The sequence below is a fragment of the Gallintestinimicrobium propionicum genome, from assembly GCF_025567525.1.
Taxonomy (GTDB): domain Bacteria; phylum Bacillota; class Clostridia; order Lachnospirales; family Lachnospiraceae; genus Gallintestinimicrobium; species Gallintestinimicrobium propionicum.
Genome location: NZ_JAOQJY010000012.1, coordinates 1 through 14,560, shown reverse-complemented (window position 1 = coordinate 14,560; position 14,560 = coordinate 1). Strand labels below are relative to the sequence as shown.

18 protein-coding genes are annotated in these 14,560 nt (G+C 51.1%); 1 reads left to right on the top strand and 17 read right to left on the bottom strand.

Annotated features, from left to right (window positions below; translation table 11 throughout):
- Positions 1 to 18: 18 nt before the first annotated feature.
- From OCV62_RS09910 to OCV62_RS09900, 3 genes are read right to left on the bottom strand one after another with little or no spacing between them, the layout of a single operon-like run.
- On the bottom strand, positions 19 to 399 hold the full coding sequence (locus OCV62_RS09910) for a hypothetical protein (RefSeq protein WP_262586457.1): 381 nt from the start codon (positions 397 to 399) through the stop codon (positions 19 to 21).
- The gene (locus OCV62_RS09905) at positions 396 to 1,763 is read right to left on the bottom strand and encodes a DNA primase family protein (RefSeq protein WP_416822290.1); all 1,368 of its coding nucleotides are present in this window, start codon (positions 1,761 to 1,763) and stop codon (positions 396 to 398) included. Before OCV62_RS09905 ends, OCV62_RS09910 begins: the two co-directional genes overlap by 4 nt.
- Positions 1,741 to 2,361 (bottom strand): CHC2 zinc finger domain-containing protein, encoded by a 621-nt coding sequence (locus OCV62_RS09900; protein WP_262586452.1) that lies wholly within the window; start codon positions 2,359 to 2,361, stop codon positions 1,741 to 1,743. Before OCV62_RS09900 ends, OCV62_RS09905 begins: the two co-directional genes overlap by 23 nt.
- A 316-nt stretch (positions 2,362 to 2,677) precedes the next feature.
- Here OCV62_RS09900 and OCV62_RS09895 point away from each other — a divergent pair, with 316 nt between their 5' ends.
- On the top strand, positions 2,678 to 3,520 hold the full coding sequence (locus tag OCV62_RS09895) for a helix-turn-helix domain-containing protein (protein WP_156062127.1): 843 nt from the start codon (positions 2,678 to 2,680) through the stop codon (positions 3,518 to 3,520).
- 165 nt (positions 3,521 to 3,685) lie between these two features.
- Here the strand turns inward: OCV62_RS09895 and OCV62_RS09890 are convergent, their stop codons facing one another.
- The 14 genes from OCV62_RS09890 to OCV62_RS09825 form a co-directional block, all read right to left on the bottom strand.
- On the bottom strand, positions 3,686 to 3,916 hold the full coding sequence (locus OCV62_RS09890) for a hypothetical protein (protein WP_156062126.1): 231 nt from the start codon (positions 3,914 to 3,916) through the stop codon (positions 3,686 to 3,688).
- Between the two features lie 35 nt (positions 3,917 to 3,951).
- Complete coding sequence (locus OCV62_RS09885) at positions 3,952 to 4,629, bottom strand: DUF4405 domain-containing protein (protein ID WP_262586447.1); 678 nt, start codon at positions 4,627 to 4,629, stop codon at positions 3,952 to 3,954.
- Positions 4,630 to 4,633: 4 nt separating this feature from the next.
- Entirely contained in the window at positions 4,634 to 5,515 is an 882-nt protein-coding gene (locus OCV62_RS09880; RefSeq protein ID WP_262586445.1) for a prolyl oligopeptidase family serine peptidase, read from the bottom strand.
- Positions 5,512 to 6,357 (bottom strand): aldo/keto reductase, encoded by an 846-nt coding sequence (locus OCV62_RS09875; protein ID WP_262586442.1) that lies wholly within the window; start codon positions 6,355 to 6,357, stop codon positions 5,512 to 5,514. Before OCV62_RS09875 ends, OCV62_RS09880 begins: the two co-directional genes overlap by 4 nt.
- A 13-nt stretch (positions 6,358 to 6,370) precedes the next feature.
- Positions 6,371 to 6,820 (bottom strand): flavodoxin family protein, encoded by a 450-nt coding sequence (locus OCV62_RS09870; RefSeq protein ID WP_262586440.1) that lies wholly within the window; start codon positions 6,818 to 6,820, stop codon positions 6,371 to 6,373.
- 11 nt (positions 6,821 to 6,831) lie between these two features.
- Positions 6,832 to 7,581 (bottom strand): carboxymuconolactone decarboxylase family protein, encoded by a 750-nt coding sequence (locus OCV62_RS09865; RefSeq protein WP_330667358.1) that lies wholly within the window; start codon positions 7,579 to 7,581, stop codon positions 6,832 to 6,834.
- Between the two features lie 12 nt (positions 7,582 to 7,593).
- Complete coding sequence (locus OCV62_RS09860) at positions 7,594 to 7,743, bottom strand: NAD(P)H-dependent oxidoreductase (protein ID WP_330667357.1); 150 nt, start codon at positions 7,741 to 7,743, stop codon at positions 7,594 to 7,596.
- Positions 7,744 to 7,874: 131 nt separating this feature from the next.
- The gene (locus OCV62_RS09855; protein ID WP_262586439.1) at positions 7,875 to 8,552 is read right to left on the bottom strand and encodes a flavodoxin; all 678 of its coding nucleotides are present in this window, start codon (positions 8,550 to 8,552) and stop codon (positions 7,875 to 7,877) included.
- A gap of 20 nt (positions 8,553 to 8,572) precedes the next feature.
- Positions 8,573 to 9,730: an iron-containing alcohol dehydrogenase gene (locus tag OCV62_RS09850; protein WP_262586438.1), complete on the bottom strand. Its 1,158-nt coding sequence runs from the start codon at positions 9,728 to 9,730 to the stop codon at positions 8,573 to 8,575.
- Between the two features lie 22 nt (positions 9,731 to 9,752).
- A complete protein-coding gene (locus tag OCV62_RS09845) occupies positions 9,753 to 10,811 on the bottom strand; it encodes an alpha/beta hydrolase (RefSeq protein ID WP_262586436.1) in 1,059 nt (352 codons plus the stop codon).
- Positions 10,812 to 10,834: 23 nt separating this feature from the next.
- Complete coding sequence (locus OCV62_RS09840) at positions 10,835 to 11,737, bottom strand: LysR family transcriptional regulator (protein ID WP_262586433.1); 903 nt, start codon at positions 11,735 to 11,737, stop codon at positions 10,835 to 10,837.
- 15 nt (positions 11,738 to 11,752) lie between these two features.
- Entirely contained in the window at positions 11,753 to 13,696 is a 1,944-nt protein-coding gene (locus OCV62_RS09835) for a recombinase family protein (RefSeq protein WP_262586432.1), read from the bottom strand.
- Positions 13,697 to 13,751: 55 nt separating this feature from the next.
- On the bottom strand, positions 13,752 to 13,913 hold the full coding sequence (locus tag OCV62_RS09830) for a hypothetical protein (protein ID WP_171905590.1): 162 nt from the start codon (positions 13,911 to 13,913) through the stop codon (positions 13,752 to 13,754).
- A 79-nt stretch (positions 13,914 to 13,992) separates the two neighbouring features.
- Positions 13,993 to 14,343 carry a type II toxin-antitoxin system PemK/MazF family toxin gene (locus tag OCV62_RS09825; RefSeq protein WP_069432433.1) on the bottom strand — a complete coding sequence of 117 codons (351 nt, stop codon included), beginning with the start codon at positions 14,341 to 14,343 and terminating at the stop codon, positions 13,993 to 13,995.
- Between the last annotated feature and the right edge of the window lie 217 nt (positions 14,344 to 14,560).

Below are 14,560 nucleotides of genomic sequence, written 5' to 3'. Positions count from 1 at the left end.
TCAAATTCCCTCCAAAATTCAGATAATGAAAAAGCGATGCCAACACGCCATTCGGCGCATTCGCTTCGCTGTCTGGTGTAAAAATCTGTTCTGCTCAAATCCGCTGGAAACGCGGCGGTCGATGCCCTCTTCATAGGTGAGGGGTATCGACTTTACGAAACCGTGTGGCATTTCATAAAACCGTGCAGATGCACACTTTTTCGTAATGCCGGTACGCTGTTCCGAGCAGCGCGGTTTCGTGAAGCCATTTCTGTCAACGGTCAAATTCTTTGCGGATTTCACTTGTCTTGATTCACGCCCCCAAATATAGGCTCTGCCGGTCAGCATTCTCCCCATATATCGGCGTTCGTGGCAAAACGCTGCGTACATACGTACACAGCACAGTCGCAGAAAAATCATCGCCAGTCCTCCGGTACGTACGTATGCTCCGAGATGTCGGAAAACCCATTTATATTGGGTCTGGCAATCGCTTCAATCCCGAAGAAACCCCATACACGCCGACCGGCAGTGTTCGTGATTTTGTTGCAGTATTCAAGATTGTACTTGCTTTGGTTCGCAATCACACTCTCACTGAAACTGCGGCGCTTTAGCGGTGTCAGATTGTTTTCCTCGCACCACATCCGGTAAATTTCGTACAAGTCTTTAGAGCTGATGGTACAGTCTGCTTTCAGCCGGATATAGCCCTCGGATTCCAGAAAATCAAAGACGTTGTTGTTATCCCGCTTGACCGCCTCCCGGTTATCCCGTGTGCGCTGGCTCTCCGTGAACTTGAAGTTGTTGGCAACAAGCCGCTGTAAGCCCTCAAACGCCCACAGGAAGATACCCTCGACCTCCGCCTTCATTTTTTCGGCAAGGTCAGGATCATCTATCCGTCCCGCAGGCTTTTCCCTGGTGGTCAGCACAAGCTGTCTGCGATAAAAGCCATCGCTCCTGTCGTAAAGTGCTTGCAGGTCGCCGTTGGAGAACGCCAGCAGCCGGGCAAACATCCAGCCCTGGTAGCTCTGCTTACCCTTGCGCTCCAAATCCATTTTGCCTTGGGCGGTCACGATAGACTTGACATAGTTGGTCTGCCGCAGCGCTTCCATCCGCATATCATCATCCACGCACAGCAGAATGTGTTCCAGATCCGCACGGGCAAAACGGTTTTCAGAAATTTTGCCGATGCTGCCATCCTTCATGTTGCTGCCAAGCAGCGCACCCAGCACTGCGCCGATCTGCGATTTTCCTTCGCCGCCGTTTCCCTTAATCACCATCATGCGCTGCCCCTTGTTGCTGGGAATCAGGCAATAACCGATGAACTCCTGCAAGGTGGGAATATCCTCTGCATACAGCAGCCCGTCCAAAAAGGAGAACCAGCGTTCAGGCGCTGGGGCATCCGGGCGGTATGCTACCGGCAGTCTGCTCCGCACAATATCAGGTCTGCCCTCGGTGAAGTTACTATCTAATGTCAATGTGCCGTTCGCCAGATGGATTTTGTCAGTCTCCGGCGCGAAATCCTCCACATGAGCCGCCAGCTTCATCACTTCCAAAATGTTGGTGATTTTCCGTGGGATGTTGTTCACGGCGCAGCATTTCAGTTCCTCATAGATTTCGCCCCGAAGCGGCAGATCATCGGTCACCCTGCCGTCCGGCGTGAAAAACGCGGCATCGGCAAAGATGATTTTTCGACTGTTCAGAAATTCATCGCAGAACAGCGCCTCATTGATATTGGTGCCATCAAACCAGATGGGCGCGTCTAAATTAGCCGATTTCCGTTTCGTCACGGGCATCCACCTCCTTTGCCCTCCGTTTCAGGCGTTCTTCCAGCCGGTCGATCATGCCGTCCTTTTGAAGCATATCCACAGTTTTCACACGAGCCTCCAACTCCGCAAAGGTTAAAATATCTGTCAGATCCTCGATATAATCGAGCATCTGGCAGGCTTCCACAAAGTGGTCATCAAGAGTATCCTCCGGCGTTTTGGGTGCGTACTGCACCTTCCAGTTTTCCAGAAGATGCAGATAATCGCACAATACCCGCTGACAATGCAGTTCCTCTCTCTGGAACGCCTTTGCCAGCGGATATTTCGGTTTCCGCAGCGCTGCCGTAGCCGGAGGCTTGTCCGGGTTGATCCCAAAGTCATACGCCAGCTTCTTCGCTGCATCATAGCTGCTCAGGTTGAACAGCCTTGCCACAAGGTCGATCACATCGCCGTGGATCCCGCAGCCGAAGCAGTAAAAGTAATCATCATTCAACTTCATGCTGGGTGTACGGTCATTGTGGAAGGGACAGCAGACCATGTTGCCACGGTTTACTTCCAATCCGTAGTATTCGACAGCCTCTTTCACGGAAACTGCCATCTTGATTTGTGTAAATAAATCCATACCTGTTTCCTCCTATACAATAATTAAACTTCGCCGTTCTGCCCGATGCCGTTCCTGCCCGAGTTCTTACCCCGGCGTTGTCTCTTCCTTGGCACGCGGAATGCGGTACTTCTCCGGAAAGCATATCCTCATCGGACGGTCATGAAATTTTCAAGGTGCTGCGTGGTTTATGTCTAAATTCTAGTAAGAAAACAGGTCCTTTCCCGTATATCCAAGAGGTAGGAAAAGTGGGGTAGAAGTTGAAATTTTCCACGCTTTGAGACACAAAATGAAAAAGCATGATATAATACAGGAAAATGGAAACGGAGGCTGCTGTATGCAAGTCAAGCTGACAATCGGAGAGCGGTTGAAAGATTTACGAGTAGAACGAAAGCTGACCTTGGAGCAGCTTGCTGCCGAGGTGGGTATCTCGAAATCCGCACTTGGCAAATATGAATCAGATAACGGCAAGGACATCAGCCCGTATAGCATTTTGGTGCTGGCTGACTATTACGGTGTTTCCTGCGACTATCTGATGGGGCGGACGGAAACAAAAAATCACCCAAACACAGCTCTGCATGAGCTGCATTTGAGTGATGCTTCGATTGATGTATTAAGAACAGGCAAGTTCAACCACCGGCTGCTGTCGGAGCTGATCTGCAACAAGGATTTCCAGCGGCTTATGCTGGATGCTGAGATTTACGTTGACCGGATCGCAGATATGCGGATCAAGGATATGAATACGGTTCTGGAAGCTACCCGCCAGATGGTTCTGATGGAGCATGGCGAGGAAGCTAACGATCTGTACCTCCATACTCTGAAAGCGGCGCAGATACAAGAGGAAGAATATTTCGGGCATCTCGTTGCGGACGATCTAAGCAATATCCTGCGGGACATCCGTGAGGAACACAGGACAGATGCTCTGACCGCAGACGATGACCTGTCTGCCGCCGCTGTGCAGAAGCAGTTGATGGAGGCCGTACATTTTGAGGGAAGCTCCGAGGAAAAGAAAATCCGCGCGTACCTTGCAACACTTGGTATTGATTACGACACGCTCACGAAAGAAGAGTTTGTTTCGCTGATTGGAATCCTCAAGAAGTCCAAGCACCTAAAAACTCCCATCAGCCAACGCGGGAAAACGACCATGACCCACGGCAAAGGGAAACGGAAGAAGCGCTGAAACAGGAGCATCTCTGCGGCGGGACGAGGGCTGTATATACCTCTGCTTCCTTCTCCGGCCAGTCGGATTTTTCTTTTCAAAAATCCTGCATTTGTGTCACCTTGGTGCCACAAAATCCGCCTGTCCTACTGCCGCAGAAAAGTGTCTGCCTACCGCTATCTGCCCTCATAGCAGATGGCGAAGCCAGCCCCTTTCCCGCGTCAGCCGGAAGCAAAGGTATAACACACTAGACTTTGCAGAGCAAAATCGTGTGCCAACAGGGATGCTGCGCGCCCCTATTGGAAACCCAGCGGCAAAGAGATATTCTCTTTGCAATCCCTCATTTTCCTCGCAGATGCATATACAAACTGCAAAAGCAACAGCTTGAAAATAGAAAAACGCTGCAATCTTCGCCATATAATTGGGCGAAAATTGCAGCGTTTTTATCACACTCAATGTAAATAAAAAGTGGGCAGCCGTTTCAACAGCATTGATATAAGATATCCAATCAGCACAAACATCACCATTACGGAGAGATAGTCGATCAGGAAGAGGATCACAGGCTCGGAATAATCGTAGAATACGAAGTGGCTTCTGAGCAGCAGATACAAACTAACTCCTCTGCGTCGGAAAGCGAACGCACCATACACTGCCCAGAGCCAGCCGATCAGTCGCAGGCTCCATATTCGCATGGATGAAGGCTGCAAGTGTTTGCGCGCCATTGCCAGCATCATGCTCCAGTGAAACCCCAGATGCAGGCTCATACAGACGAAGCCCCAGTAGGCACAGAGAATATGCACCTGCTGTGCAAGCTCATAGCCGCCGTGCCTGGGAAGAAACGCAAACACATGGCGGGACAGCACAATGCCGCTGATCATGGAGCCGACCATGCACAGGAAAATCAGCCCTGCCAGTGCTGTCTGCACGACGCGCAGGGGAGTGTAGCGCCCCCGCGGAACAGCTTGGATCCATCGGTGGTTCAAAATATGGTGCGCCACGGACAAGGCAAACATTCCCATGCCGATCCACTCGTGGGCTGCCTCACCCACAAGGCCATAGGCCATCAGAAGCAGCATGGACACCGACATGGCCGCATCCACGGCGATTTTTATTTTGAGAATTGGTTTCATGTCCTCATCCTTTGCTGTGAGAGATCACCCAGTTCAAATTGTCAGGGTCGTCAAAGACCACATTGGCTCCGCCGTGGTAGTTATAAATGCCCTTTTCGTTGAAGAAGGCGTTGTCGGGTGTTTCGATACGCAGAACTTTGTCGATGTCGGCATCGCTCCAACCGGCGTTTTCATAGGCATCGTGAAGATTTTCGTAGGCCGAGCGGGCCTTGGCGCTGCCGTAATACTCGTCGCCGTCGGCCATGTAGATATAGATCGCCACACTATTCTCCGCAATGGGTGCATAGCTGCCGTCCCACTGAGAAGCGCCGTGGAGATAGGCGGCGTACAGGTCGGGCCGCATAGACACCGCACGAGACATGGTCTCGCCGCCTGCGGAATACCCGGCGGCAAAGACCCGGCTGGTATCCACGGCAAAACGATTGATAAAGTATTCCGTTAGTTCAATGGCCTGCCGGGCGGATTTTTCACCCCAGTCAGTGAGCTGTGCAGAAACCACGATCATCTCGGTGTCCAGCCTCGTCCATGCGGTAAAGCCGTTCCAATTCAGATTGCTACCGGAAGAATCTTCACTGAACCACATCATGCCATAGCCTGGCATAACGACCATCATCGGGAACTTGCGGCTGCCGTCGTAGCTGTCTGGCAGATAATAGCTGTAATGGATGTCGCCGTCCGCGCCGGAGAAAATCTGCTCTGCAAACAGGCCGGTCTGAACCGGCTCCGATGTGACCGCCGACGCTGTACTTTCCAACGGATCTTCCGTCGGTTCGGCACTCGGTGCAGGCGTTGTCTCCGGCTGGGTCGGCGCTGCTGTACCGGCTCCACACCCCGCGAGAGCCAGTATCAGCGCAAGCACCAGAACAAGCGAAAGAAAGCGTTTCACTTCTGCTCGTCCACCGGCGGAACCATTTCCGCATATTTTTTAAGCATTTCCGGGGTGCTGGTGTAATAGCGCACGTTTTTGTTGAGCGCGGCGATCTTCTGCATTTCTTCACCGGTCAGGTCAAAGTCAAACAGGTCAAAGTTGACCTTGATATGCTCCGGATTTTTAGAGCCGGGAATGACAATGTTGCCGGACTGGATGTGCCAGCGCAGGATGACCTGCGGTGCGGACTTGCCGTATTTCTTGCCAAATTGGGCGAACAGCGGCTCCTGAAGCAGCGCCTTGTCGCCGTGGCCCAGCGGATACCATGCCTGCGGCACGATGCCGTTTTCCTTCAGAAAGGCTTTCAGTTCAGGCTCCTGATGATAGGGGTGCAGCTCGGTCTGTAATACCGTGGGGCGCACCTCGCAGATGGAGAGAATCTCCTCAATCTGCGCTTTGTTGAAGTTAGACAGACCGATGGCTCGCACCTTGCCCTCCTTGTATGCTTTTTCCATCTGGCGATAGCCTGCAATGTAGTTGCCCGCAGGCTGATGGATCAGCAGCAGGTCGATGTAGGGGGTATCCAATCGGGCAAGGGTCTTGTCCACCGTGTCGGGCTGCTCATAGAAGCTGGGCCACAGTTTGGTTTCGAGGAAAATCTCCTCCCGCTGCAAGCCAGACTTCTTCATAGCGCGGCCAACGGCCTTTTCATTCACATAGGCGTTGGCGGTGTCGATCAGGCGGTAGCCGTTCTGCAAAGCGGAAATCACCGAGGCTTCCGCCTCGTCCGGTGTCAGCAGAAATGTGCCGATACCGGCCATAGGCATTTTCACGCCGTTATTGAGTACTGCGTATTCCATAATAAATTCCTCCTTAAAGCGTTTTTTTGAGTTTTGCGGCATCATTTTTGTTGGTTGCCATGCCGCCGTAGGTCATACCATAGAGGCCGGCGAAGCGCTTCATAGTGTACTCGCCGGCTTCGAGCATCCACTTTTCCGGAGCCGCGCCCTGAAACACAAAATACAGTTTGCGTCCGGACAGTTCGCCGTCCTCCACCTTGCCGTAGAAACGATCCAGCACGTTGCGGACGCTGCCGCAGATGTTATGCCAGTAGAGCGGCGAGCCGATGACAATGGTGTCCGCTTGCTTCATGGCACCAATGACAGCATCCAGCCCATCGCCGGGGAGATTCTGACCGTAAGCGCCGATGGTGTAGTCCGTGAGGTTCAAAGTCTCATATTCGTGATCCTTCAGCAGCTCCGCCGCCAGTGTAGCAGTGTTCCCGTTTTTGTTGGGACTGCCGTTGATAAATAAAATGCTCATAGCAATGCTCCTTATTTCAGTTTTCGATATTCTTCTTCACTCACCTGCTCACACCACTGACTGCGGCAGTTTTCTCCGGGTACTTCCACCGCCAGATGGGAGAACCAGCTATCCGGCGCAGCGCCGTGCCAGTGCTTGACACCGGGCATAATGTTGACTACATCGCCGGGATGCAGCTCCTGCGGCTCTTTGCCCCATTCCTGATAGTAACCGCGCCCGGCCACGCAGATAAGGATTTGTCCGCCGCCCTTGTCCGCCTCGTGGATGTGCCAGTTGTTGCGGCAGCCGGGTTCAAAGGTTACATTGAATATTTTGACCTGCTCCGTGGAAAGCGGCGCAAGATAGCTCTGCCCGCTGAAATACTGTGCGAAACCGTCATTGGGTGCTCCGATGGAAAATACCATGCTGTTTTGATGACGCTGCTTTTCGTCGGTGTTTTCCTTGTCTGCCCAGATGTCCTTTGTCATGCGGAATGCTGCCCATGCCTTCGGCCAACCCGCATAAAATGCGGCGTGTGTCAGGATCTCCGCAATTTCACTGCGGGTGATCCCGTTTTCTTTTGCCATTGACAGATGATGACCGAAGGAGGTATCCGTCAGCCCCTGCGCCATCAGCGCTGTCACGGTGATGAGGGAACGGTCACGGGCGGAAAGCTCGCTTTCACGGCTCCATACCTCACCGAAAAGAACATCGTCATTGAGCTGTGCAAACTTCGGCGCAAATTCACCAAGCACATCTCTGCCTGCTGTAATTTTTCTCATAATGCAGCCCCCTTATCTGTGAAAGTTTGTGAAAATCATTGGTTCCTTATGGAGCAGTTCCACTTCGATGCCCTCGGCCTCCAGCGTGTTTTTCAGTTCGGTCAGGGCGGTATATGTGCAACCCCTTGGACGGGGGCTGCCGTTTACTAACAATGCTTTCATCGAAATCACTCCTTATGCGAAAATTGTTTCCAGCCATGCAGCGTAATCCCTGACCCAGCCACCGTCAGAGCCGAAGCCGTGAGGCCAGCCGGTCAGCACGATGCGCCCGGCGAAAACGCTGTTCCTACGCATTACAGACCCAGTCCATTGACCCAGGACTGCACATCATCACTGGAAACGCCAGAGGAGAACCGCTGGCCTTCCTGCCAGTCGCCGGTACCGGCCATGTCAGCCAGCAAACTGCCACTCTGACCCATGCCGGAGGAGGAAGAAGTGGCAAATGGGATGACGGTCTTGCCGTTGAAATCATTGTTTTTTACAAAGGTGTCCACAGGCCACGCTGCGATGCCCCACCAGATGGGATAACCGATAAACACGGTGTCATAGGAATCCCAATCGGAAACTTCGGTGGTGGTCAGGGGAACATCCCGCAGGGACTCGTCATCGTGCTCCCGGCTGACGCGGCTGTCGGGGTTCGTCCAATTCAGGTCATCGCTGGTGTAAAGCTCGGCGGGAACGATTTCAAAGAGGTCGGCACCGGCGGCCTCTGCAATATCCTTGGCCACCCGCTCGGTGTTACCGGAAGCGGAGTAGTAGACCACCAGTGTCTTGCCGGTCTCGGGCTGGGTCTCCGGCTCGGATTCTGCGGGAGCGGTCGAGGAGCTTTCAGACGGTTCCGTGGTGGGCTGTTCGGTCGGCGCAGAGGTTTCGGGCTGCGTGATGGAAGAAATAGGCTGGTTTGTAGAGCTGCATGCGGCAAGGCTAAGTGCAAGCACAGCGCTCAGCAAAATTACGGTCAGTTTTTTCATGTCAAAATCATCCTTTCAAATTATTTGCATTCGCAAAGAATGCCATATATTTCATCATGGCTCAGCTTTTTGCAGCAGCCAGCGGTGACGTTGGTAGAATCAGCGATGGCACGGAAGTTGGTGTCGGCAGGAATGCCCAGCTCTGCAAAGGTGGTGGGCAGGCCAATTTCCTTGATGAACGCAGCCAGTGCGTCGATACCGGCAAGAGCGGTTTCCTCGTCGCTGCTCTTGGGTGCGATGCCCCACACATTCTGTGCAAACCGTGCAAACCGCGCTGCGCCGGACTTGTAAATGTGGCGGTACAGGATGGGGTGAATCACCGCCAGACCCGCGCCGTGGTTGCAGTTGGTATAAGCGCCCAGCTGGTGCTCGATCATGTGGCACTGGAAGTCAGTTACTTTGCCGATCTTCAAAATGCCGTTTTCCGCCATGGCGGACGCCCACGCCAGTTCGCTTCTGGCGTCGTAATTTTCAGGGTCGGTCAGCAGAACACGGATGTTGCGGATGACGCTGCGCATGACGGCTTCGCTGATGTCATCGGAAAGATTGTTTTCATCCGGCTTGCCGAAGTAGGTTTCCATGACGTGACTCAGGGTATCAAAGGCACCGGAGATGACCTGCTTCATGGGAACGGACAGGGTATAGCTGGGGTCGAGGAACGCAAAATCCGCCTGTGCGCCCCAGAGTGCACCCTTGATTTTCTTTTCCTCGTGGGTGATGACGGCACCGTTATTCATCTCGCTGCCGGTACCGAACACGGTGACGATGGTGCCGAGGGGGATAAACTCCGTTGGGAATGTGTGCTTGGTGTTCTCCAGTTCCCAAATGTCCTCGTCCAGTTTGGCCTGCGCGGAGATGACCTTGCAGCAGTCGGACACGCTGCCGCCGCCTACCGCAAGAATAAGGTCCACATGATTTTCCCGCGCCAGCTTTACGCCCTCCTGCACCTTGGCATAGGTGGGGTTCGGCATGATGCGGTCGAACTCCACCACACGCTTGCCCGCGGCGTTCAGGATGCCCATGACCTCATCATATACGCCATTGCGCTTGATGGAGCCGCCGCCATACGCCAGCATGACGGTGTCCCCGTAGTTTTTCAGCAGGCTGCCGAGATACTCTTTCACACCGCCCTTACCGAAATACACCTTGGTCTTGTTCTCAAAAATAAAGTTGTTCATAAAAACTCATCCTTTCCGAATGTTATTTCTTCATCTGCTTTTCCCAAAAGGAAACGGCATCGTTGATCCAACCCTCGGCGCTTGTGCCGGTGCCCAGACCGAAACCGTGACCCAGACCGGAATACACATGAAACTCCGTGTCGATCCCGGCCTGCTGCATGGCTTCAAGTCGCGCCTGCATGACCCACCAGTTGGCGATGCCGTCCTTGTCACCGACACAGGCATAGGTGGGCGGATCACTTTCGGAATACTCGCTCAGTCCCGTGTACTGCATGATGACCGCACCGGGACGGGGCAGATTGCCGCCACCAAAGGCTTCTGCACCGTAGGACCCAAGCCACGCCGCCATTCGCGCTCCCGCCGAGCCGCCCCATAGGGAGTAGCAATCGGTGTCCACTTCCAGTTCGTCCGCATGGTCAAAGATGAAGCGGATAGCTCTTGCCAAGTCCTCGCAGGCGGTCTGTGCGCCGGGTCGGTAAATAAGAGCGAAGGCATTATAGCCTTTCTTGGAAAGCTCCAGTGCATGAGGGAAGCTGTCCTGCATGGCACCCACGTAGGCGAACGCACCGCCCGCATTGCAGATGGCAAACTTCTTTCCGGGCGTGCCCTTGAAGAAGAACAGTCCGGTATCCGCCTTGGCAGGGTCAGCGGCCTTTTCCTCGTCGGTGTAGATGTCATAGAAGATGGGGTGGCCGTCCGCTGCCCGATCTCGCAGGGTGTTCACGATCTCCACCGTTTCGTCCGGATCGATATGGCTGTAGTAGGTCAGTTGAAGTTCTTCCAGCGTGTCGCCGCTGTAATAATACTCGTCCATTGGAAACAGCAGCCGCCCGAAACCGTCAAAGGACGGAGCATTGATAACCTCTTCGATTTTTGTATTGCGGGTAAAGGGTTCGGCTTTGTTTTGCACGGATTCGTTCACTTCCTTGTCTACCGCGTCGGAGCTGCATCCGGTCAAGAGCAGCATGGCGCATAGAACCATTGCCATGTATGAGACTGGTTTCATAGGTTCGACCACCTTTTGTTTTCTGTCATCATTATAAAAAAAGCGAGACTTCCGCAGAAGTCTCGCTTCGTTCATCAGTATATACCTTTGGGTTATAATCAGCTGTACAGCTCTTTGCTTATGATTTTGGCTGCATCCAAAAAGCGCTGTACCGTCGGTGTCGGCTCCGGGGAATGGAGAATGCCATAGGGAATGCTGTAATTCCATTCCACTGGGATTACCTTCAAAAGCGGATGGACAGTTGCCCAACCGGGAATAGCCAGCAAAACGTCATTGGTGTTCTCACAGCGGTTGAACACATCCATGTTGTAAAAGTCGAAATCTACGATATGGATCTGCGGATGGTGCTGCCAGAGGTCATCCCGGAGCTGATCCACATAATGGCTCCAGCCCCGGTGCATCAGCATGAGATTTTCGCCATAAAGATCTGTGATCTGTAATTTGTCCTTTGCTGCCAGTCGATGGTGAATGGAAACAGCACAGTGGAACGGGCCTCTGACCAATTCCAGTCCAGCACAACCACGCAGGTTCAGCATGGTCTCATCAAAAATGCCGCCTACTACATCAATGTTCTTTCCGAGATTTGCAAGGATCTCTCTCGCATTTTCCGGGGTGTTTTCAAAGGGGACAATCTGAAATTTGATGTCCGGGTGCAGAGTTTGAACTCTGGACCAGAGTTCCATCAGGAGTTGTGCCGGAGTCATGGGCGAGGAACCGATGCGGATGATATTCTCATCCTCTTGCATGGCGTTTTTTGCCCGTGTCACGGAGTCCCGGCAATATCGAATGATATATTTGGCATCCTGATACATGGAGCGTCCAGCTTTTGTCAATGTCAGCCCACGGTGACTGCGGTCGAAAAGCTTCACGCCGAGGGATTCCTCTAAAAGATTGATTTGCTTGATGACAGCCGTGGGCGTGATGTAGCTTTCTTCGGCGGCTTTGTTGAAGCTGCCTGCATCCGCCACACGGAGAAAAGTCTCAAGTTGTGGGTTATACATGAAGCACCTCCTTTTTTAGAGCATTCCAAAATGCTTCAGTGCTTCCGTAATGGCTCTTTCCTTATCCGGCGGGCATTGCGGCTGTTTAGCATTCTCGGACTTGGGCTTGTTGTAATTCTCTCGCTCAATAATGCCGTGTTTCTGCTTTACCTGTGCGATATAAAGACTACTGACCTTCAAGCCGCTGCGTTCCAAAACATAATCCTTGATTTGCTCATAGGTTGCCAGTCCTCTTTTATCCTGCACCATTTCTTCCACATCCACATCAATGTTGATATGTGTCACCGGGTTTCTCAGAACTAAGAGACATACCGTCTCAACGGTATTCCCTTTGTCCCACAAAAGTTCCGTAACTTCCCCGCCATCCTTGAACACCGGAAAATTCAGGCCAATCCGCTTTAGCGGATATTCAGACTCGTCATTTCTGTAAATTTCAATTTCCTTAATCAAGGCTGTGACCACATTTCTCTTTTCTTCGTCATTTATTATATTATAAACGCAGTCGAAATTCACCATGATTTTGTAAATATTCTCAAGCGTAATTGCCTGCTGCTTAATTGCATCTCGCCGAAGTCTGGCATCTTCGATTTTTTCCTCCAGCTCAACAATGACATCATATAGGGAATCTAACCGCAAGGTCATATCATGGAGCTTTCGTTCCCGGTATTTTGCATCAGCAGGGAGACTGTCAATTTCCCGTTCCAATCTTGTTTTATTCAGATCAACTTCCTTCAGCTTTGCCTGATAGCCTTCCAGTTCTTTATCCACTGCTTTCGTGTCAATCTGAACGCCAATCCGTTCTTTAATGGCCTGGGCATATTCCTCATTCCTTACGATCTCACGAATTGCCTCAATGACCATCGGTTCAATATCGGTCTTTTTCAGCATTGCCTTATATTCACAATGCTTACCCCTGACCATTCTATTCCGACTACATACATAATAGTAAATTTCTTTGTAAGTGCCATCTTTATTTGTCCATGCGTGTTTATTCGTATACATGGGACTTCCACAAACCGGGCATTTCAGCAGACCGGATAACAAATGGACTCGATCCCGCCCAATTTTTGACGGTTGCTTTACTCCGGTTCTAAGACGCTTGGCATGAGCCTTTTCCCATACCTCCTCACTAACGATTCCTTTATGCTGTCCCTCTGTCAGAATGTAATCGTCATTTCTTTTCATCTGGTAATCGTTTTTTGTGCCTTTGACTTTTTCCTTCGTTCTCCGTCCATAGGCAATTTTACCGCAATAAACCGGATTATCCAATATCAGTTTAATGAAATGTCCTGTCCAATCCTCTAATGTGCCATTCTGCCTCGGAATTTTCCGTATACCTTGTAAATTCAACTGATTCGCGATACCACCCAAACCAATTTCCGATGAAGTATATAATTCAAAAATCTTCCGTATTGCCACAGCCTCTGTTTCTTCAATCATCAGCTTGTTATCTTCCAGTGTATATCCGTAGGGAGCAAAGCCACCATTCCATCCACCCTGCCGTGCCTTTTCGCGCCGCCCGTTCATCGTCTGCTCGATAATATTCTCACGCTCAATCTCAGCCACAGCAGATAGTACAGAAATCAAAAGTTTTCCGCTTGTCTGAGAGGAATCAATCCCTTCTTCTATACAAATCAGATTTACACCATAAGATTGAACCAACTCCAAAGAGTTAAGTATATCTGCTGCATTACGGCCAAACCGTGACAGCTTATACACTAAAATATAGTCAATGTCCAAGCCATCCTCAATATCTCTGAGCATTTTTTGAAAGGCAGGCCGTCCCTCAATGGATTTACCGGATTTACCGGCATCTTCATAAGTATCAACAACGATCATTTCCTCACGATCCGCAAATCGTGTCAGCATATTTTTTTGACCTTCCAGGCTGTATCCGTCCACTTGCATCTCTGTGCTGACCCTCGGATACAAAACACAGCGTTTTCCATATCGGTTCATAATTCATACCTCCAAAATTTACTTTTGGAAAATATCCTATGTAAAGCTGCGATTCTCACGCAGCTCCGTCAACCTCGCCCAGCACTCTCATACCATATTTCTCGATGATATGTGCCAGCGAAGTGATAAACGCTTCAAATTTTTGTTCCGCCAGAAGTTCTTCTGACCGGATTTCATCTGAAGGAATCAATGCGCTTTTATGCTGGATATTCTCCATTCAGAATCACCTCCGCAATTCCTAACGAAATTATAACTCTACTTGCACAGCCTGAAAATGATACGGCCTTTCGGCACTTTTATGTAATCCCCAGACTGCACAAGAGCGTCTTGTTTATGTTTTCCATGTCATCCTTGTTTAGATGACCAATATAGTTTTTTAACCTCGACTTGTCGATTGTTCTGATCTGTTCCAGCATAACAACAGATGGTTTCACCAAACCGCATCTGTCATTTAAGTGGTAATGCGTGGGGAACTTTCTGCCTTTTTTGCTTACACTGGTAATTGCTGCAATAATAATCGTAGGACTGAAACAATTTCCCACGTTGTTTTGAAGAATGAGTACAGGACGAGAGCCACTTTGTTCGGAGCCGATACCAGGGCTTAAATCAGCCGAATATATGTCACCTCGATGGAATTTTTCAAACATCACTCTCGCCTCCTTAATATCTTAATACTTAAACAGCCGCACCAGTCTGAAAGAAATCTTCGGATAAAAAACCTGGTGCGGCTACTGTTATTCTGTTCGGATTACTCGTCATATTTGCCACGCCCCCTGACGATGGGAACACAACAGGTCTCCGCTGGCGCGGCTGTCATAACTCCGCAGCATCGTTCGTATCGTGTGCCGCAGGGTTCCCCCCAAG